The 5,256-nt window shown below is 70.0% G+C and carries 5 protein-coding genes; 2 read left to right on the top strand and 3 right to left on the bottom strand.

Annotation, left to right across the window (positions count from 1 at the left end; genetic code table 11):
• Nucleotides 1-131: 131 nt before the first annotated feature.
• From WAX14_RS24095 to WAX14_RS24105, 3 genes are read right to left on the bottom strand one after another with little or no spacing between them, the layout of a single operon-like run.
• Nucleotides 132-794: a histidine phosphatase family protein gene (locus tag WAX14_RS24095; protein ID WP_422630564.1), complete on the bottom strand. Its 663-nt coding sequence runs from the start codon at nucleotides 792-794 to the stop codon at nucleotides 132-134.
• Nucleotides 791-1,705: a prephenate dehydratase gene (gene pheA, locus WAX14_RS24100; RefSeq protein ID WP_422630565.1), complete on the bottom strand. Its 915-nt coding sequence runs from the start codon at nucleotides 1,703-1,705 to the stop codon at nucleotides 791-793. Before pheA ends, WAX14_RS24095 begins: the two co-directional genes overlap by 4 nt.
• A 59-nt stretch (nucleotides 1,706-1,764) precedes the next feature.
• Nucleotides 1,765-2,433, bottom strand: a complete 669-nt coding sequence (locus tag WAX14_RS24105; RefSeq protein WP_422630566.1) for a hypothetical protein — start codon at nucleotides 2,431-2,433, stop codon at nucleotides 1,765-1,767.
• A gap of 82 nt (nucleotides 2,434-2,515) precedes the next feature.
• On the opposite strand from WAX14_RS24105, the gene WAX14_RS24110 reads away from it, so the two are divergent.
• Together WAX14_RS24110 and WAX14_RS24115 are read left to right on the top strand one after the other, a co-directional pair.
• Entirely contained in the window at nucleotides 2,516-3,277 is a 762-nt protein-coding gene (locus WAX14_RS24110) for a DUF2470 domain-containing protein (protein ID WP_422630567.1), read from the top strand.
• Between the two features lie 81 nt (nucleotides 3,278-3,358).
• On the top strand, nucleotides 3,359-5,256 hold a 1,898-nt coding region (locus tag WAX14_RS24115; protein WP_422630568.1), incomplete at its 3' end, for a protein kinase domain-containing protein.

Below are 5,256 nucleotides of genomic sequence, written 5' to 3' on the forward strand. Positions count from 1 at the left end.
GGTCGGCACGTCGTCGGTCGCGGCCGACGGCACGCCGTGGACGACGTTGAACTCGGGCACCGACGGGTGCCTGCGGCGGGCCCTCGGCGATCTCGTCGCCCGCCTCGACGGCACCCGGCCGGTCCGGTAGGTCACCCCATCGGATCGTCGGCGCCCGCGCCTCCGGTTTCGTGGAAGGGCGCCTGGAAGGTTCCCCACCGCACGCATTCCCACCCACCGCCCGAGCGTGGCGTCAGTTCGACGGTCTGGGTGTTCGCGAGGTGGTTGCTGGTCGCGAAACTGCCCGGCACCTTGCCGAGGTACGCGGCGATCAGCCGGATCGCGGCGCCGTGACTGACCACCACCACGTCGCCCGATCCGTCGCCGAGAAACTGGTCGCGCAGGTCTTCGACGACGGGCACGTACCGGTCGATCACGTCGAGCCCGGATTCGCCGCCGGGAACTCGGGTGCGCAGATCGCCGCTGTGCCACGCCTCGTAGACCTTCATGAACATCCTGTGCGACTCGTCGTCGCTGCGGTCCTCCAGGTCGCCGGCCTGAACCTCGTGCAGTCCGTCCCGGACCGTCGCGGCGACACCCGCTGCGAGTTCGATCTGACGGGCCGTCTGGCGGGCGCGAATCGCGTGGGAGGCAACCAGCAGCACCGGAGGCCGGTCCGCGAGATTCGATCCGAGCGTATGTGCTTGTGCGACACCGAGTTCCGTCAGTTCAGCGCCGGGAAGCTTGGTATCGAGCCGCCGCGCCACGTTCGCCACCGTCTGCCCGTGCCGGGCCAGGATCAGCCTGCCGCTCACCGGTTCTCCTCTCCACGTCGCAGCGCATCGAGCCACTGCGCATCGGCCTCGTCCGACACCGGGGGCGCACCGTGCTCGGCGACCGCAGGCCACGACCCGAGGAATCGGACCTGCGCGAACCGGTGCAGGGCTTTGAGCGCCTCGGCGACGAGCGCGTCGTCGATGTGTCCCACGCAGTCCAAGTGAAAGAAGTAGGTGCCGTATTCCTGGCGGGTCGGACGCGATTCGATGCGGGTGAGGTCGATGCCGCGGGTCGCGAACTCGGTCATGGCCCGCACGAGCGATCCCGGTTCGTTGGGCAGCTGCAGGATGACGGCGGTGCGGTCGTGGCCGGTGCGCGGCGGGGTCTTCGCGGGTCGGGTGAGCAGCACGAACCGTGTTCGGGCACCGACGAAGTCCGCGACGTTGTCGGCGAGGGCGGTGAGGCCGAGCCGTTCACCGGCCAGCGCGGTCGACACCCCGGCGTCGGCCTTGCCTGCGGCGACGTCTTCGGCCGCGCCCGCGTTGGACGAGGCGGCGACGATCTCGGCGCGGGGCAGCGTGTCGGCGGCCCACTGGCGCACCTGCGCCGCCGCCACCGGGTATGCGGCGAGTGTGCGGACCTTCTCGGCGGTGGTGCCGGGCCGCACGACGACGGTGAACGTCACGTCGAGTTCGGTTTCCGCGACGATCTGCAGGCGTGGCCCGATGGACAACGCGTCCATCGTCGGTGGGACGGAGCCTTCGACGGAGCTCTCGATCGGCACGACCGCGCCGTCGACGTCACCGTCGCGCACCAGTTGCAGGGCAGCCGGCGGGCTGGCCGCCGATACCCGTTCGACCGGGTCGCCGAAAGTGCCGGCGTCCTCGAGTCGGGCGAGGGCCATTTCTGTGAATGTTCCGGTCGGACCGAAGTAGGCGATGCGGGGCACGCCTATGAGGTTACGCACCGAGCCGCCGTGCTCCGGGTGATGCGAACCGGAATGCGGCCTCACGCGGGGATGGTGAAACCGAACTCCGCCAGTCCGGCGACGATAGCGGAGGGATCGTCGACCTCGATGGTGAGCAGAACGTCGCGGACCGCGGCGGCGGCCTCGGGAGCGAGGGCGCCGAGACGGGTCACATCGGGCTGGGCCACGGCCTGCCGGACGTCGAACCCGCTCAGCGCCGCCGTGGTCGCGGACAACAGTGCGAGAACCTCGGTGGCGCCGCCGGACCGCGCGACGTAGCCGGTGTCCGAGTGCGCGAGGACGGCGAGGAAGTCGGCGATGTCGTCGGCGCTTCGGCCCGCGGGCAGGCCGGGAACGTGGCCCGCCGACGTGAGCTCGCGGGCAGCGTCGGCGAGCGTGTCTCCCGCCACGTACACACACAGCGGGGCGGGCGACGTGAACGCCAGAACGTCTGCGAAATAGTCTGGAGTGCAATCGATTTGATAGCGCACGGGTCTGCGGCTCGCCGGCAGGGGAGCCGCCGAACTCGCATCGAGTTCGACGACGACGTCGCCGCCCGCCCCAGCGTCGGACGCGGCGACGATCGGCGGTGCGAGGACCCGGACCGGCACGCTCGCGGGCACGGGCGGGCGACAGGCGAACAACGCGTCGAGGAGCCCTCGGGGTTCTTCACGGGACGGCGGCATTCCGAGGGGGAGCGGGATCGACACCGGTCCAGATTAGCCCCAGAAGGCCCTTGCGACACCGATCACAATGACTTAGGTTTGCCTCACCTACAATGAGGAGGCCGGCATGCAGACCACCACCGTTCCCGCCCCCAGCACCGCGGAACGGGTGTGCACCGCACTCGTGCGCGCCGATTCGACTGTTCTCGCCGTCGACGGCTGCGAGCCGGTGACCACTGCGGTCCATCACCTCCACACCGACGGCGACATTGTGATCACCGTCCCCATCGACTGCCCGGCCGTGACACTGGCCCGGCAATCCCACGCGGCCGGCCTGTCCGCAGTCCTCGAACTCACCGACCATTCACCGCTCACCCTGCGCAACCCGGTGCGGTCCCTGATCTGGCTGCGCGGGTCGCTGTACCCGGTCGACAACCCCCGCGAACTCGCCTTCGAGGTCGCCGAGACCCTGCCCCACCCGGAACTGCTCGATGTCGGTCACGGCACCGAACTGCTGCGCCTGGAACTGACGTCCGTGGTTGCCGCGGACACGACCGGCGCCGAATCCGTCGCGGTCGAGGACGTGCTGACCGCGCTGCCCGATCCGTTCGCCGCACTCGAAACCGCGTGGCTGCAGCACCTCGAGGAGGACCATGCCGACCTCGTCGCGCACATCGCACGCCGCATCCCTCCGGCCTCGCGATCCGGCCGTATCCGCCCACTCGGTCTCGACCGGTACGGCCTGCGCCTGCGCATCGAATCGGGCACCGGCGACCACGACGTCCGCATCCCGTTCCACGAACCCGTCGACGACGCGACCGGACTCAGTCGCGCGCTGCGCCTTCTTGTCGGGTGTCCGTTCGTCAACGGACTGCGCGCCCGGCACTGATCTTCGTCCTTTCTGCGCCCCCCACAGCGGTATCCTCTTCCTAGCGCGCGTCCTCCATGCGCCTGTCGAAAGCTTGGGCCGATGGCCGATTTCGATCCGGAAGCGACCCGCCCGGCGGGTCAGGGAATCACCGCGGAACTGTCCGCCGCGGGATTCGACGATGCGCTGGTCGTAGGACGGGGCGGGTTCGGCGTCGTCTACCGGTGCCGACAGCGATCGCTGGGCCGGACGGTCGCGATCAAGGTGCTCTCCTCCGACCTCGACGTCGAGAACCGGGAACGCTTCCTGCGCGAGGGCTACGCGATGGGCGGCCTGTCCGGACACCCCAACATCGTCAACATCCTGCAGGTCGGGGTCACCTCGAGCGGTCGGCCCTACATCGTGATGCCGTACCATCCGAACGATTCGCTGGCGATCAGGGTGCGGCGCGACGGGCCGCTGCCGTGGCCCGAAGTCGTCCGCGTCGGCATCAAACTCGCGGGCGCACTGGAAACCGCACATCAGGCCGGCACCTTGCACCGCGATGTGAAGCCCGCGAACATCCTCATGACCGAGTACGGCGAACCACAACTCACCGACTTCGGCATTGCCCGGATTGCCGGCGGATTCGAAACCGCAACGGGCGCGTTCACCGGATCGCTCGCCTTCACCGCCCCCGAAGTACTCGAGGGCAAGGCACCGACGCCCAGTTCCGACGTGTACGGACTCGGCGCGGCGATGTTCTCGATGCTCACCGGCAGGGCCGCGTTCGAACGTCGCACCGGTGAGGAGATCGTCGCCCAGTTCCTGCGGATCAGCAGTCAGCCCATCCCCGACCTACGGCCACAGGGAATCCCCGACGACGTGTGCACCGCGCTCGAGCACGCCATGTCCGCCGATCCGCACAGCCGCCCGTCGACCGCAGCCGAGTTCGGCCGGGAACTGCAGGAGATCGAGAGCACACACGGCCGGCACATCGACGAGATGGCCCTGCCGGGACATCACCGTCCCCAGGACCACCCGACCCTGACGGCGGCGGTGCCGAGCACCGGCACCGACCCGCCCACGACATCCGTCCGGAACCCGGCCGCGCCACCACCGCCGCGGCGTCCGGTGCCCCCTCCGCCGTCCGAGACAGCAGATTCGAACGGACGACTGTCGCTGCGGGCCGTGCTGGCAATAGTCGCCGTCCTGTTCGTCGCGGTCGCGGGGACCGGCCTCTACCTGGTCCTGCGCCAGCAGGATGGCTCCGACACCGCTACCGCGGCAGGCGAGAGCGCCGGCGAACTGCCCCCGACCGCGCAGTGGCGCACGGTGCGCGATGCCCCGACGGCCCGGCAGCAGACCGCGACGACGGTCGCCGACGGCACCGTGTGGGTGTTCGGTGGACTCGACGACGACGGCGCCTCGGCCGCGCACGAAGGCTACGATCCGGCGATCGACACCTGGAAAAGCGGCCCCGACCTGCCGGTTCCGCTCAATCACGCGATGGCGGTGACGTGGGACGGGGTGCCCGTGGTGCTCGGCGGCTGGATTCCCGACGGACCGAATCTCACCGCGACCACCTCCGATCGCGTCTTCGCGGTTCGCGACGGCCAGTGGGTCGACCTGCCCCCCATGCCCCAACCCCGCGCAGCCGGAGCCGCCGTCACCATCGGCACCAACATCTACGTCTTCGGCGGACAAGCCGACAACCAACTCGTCCCCACCACCGACGTCTTCGACGGCACCACCTGGACCACCGTCGCCGACCTACCCACCCCCCGCGAACACCTCGCCGCCACCACCGACGGCACCTACGCCTACGCACTCGGCGGCCGAAACCTCTCCGCCGACAAGAACACCGCCACCGTCGAACGCTACGACCCCACCACCGACACCTGGACCCGACTCCCCGACATGCCCACCCCCCGCGGCGGCCTCGGCGCCACCTACCTCGACGGCCGCATCATCACCGCAGGCGGCGAAGAACCCACCCGCGTCCTCGCCCAGGTCGAAGC

The sequence above is a fragment of the Rhodococcus sp. (in: high G+C Gram-positive bacteria) genome (assembly GCF_049299235.1).
Lineage (GTDB): Bacteria > Actinomycetota > Actinomycetes > Mycobacteriales > Mycobacteriaceae > Rhodococcus.

What these genes read in the sequence shown, in the direction of transcription:
- WAX14_RS24110 (WP_422630567.1), top strand. Translation starts at nt 2,516, where the DNA reads ATGCAGACCACCACCGTTCCCGCCCCCAGCACCGCGGAACGGGTGTGC.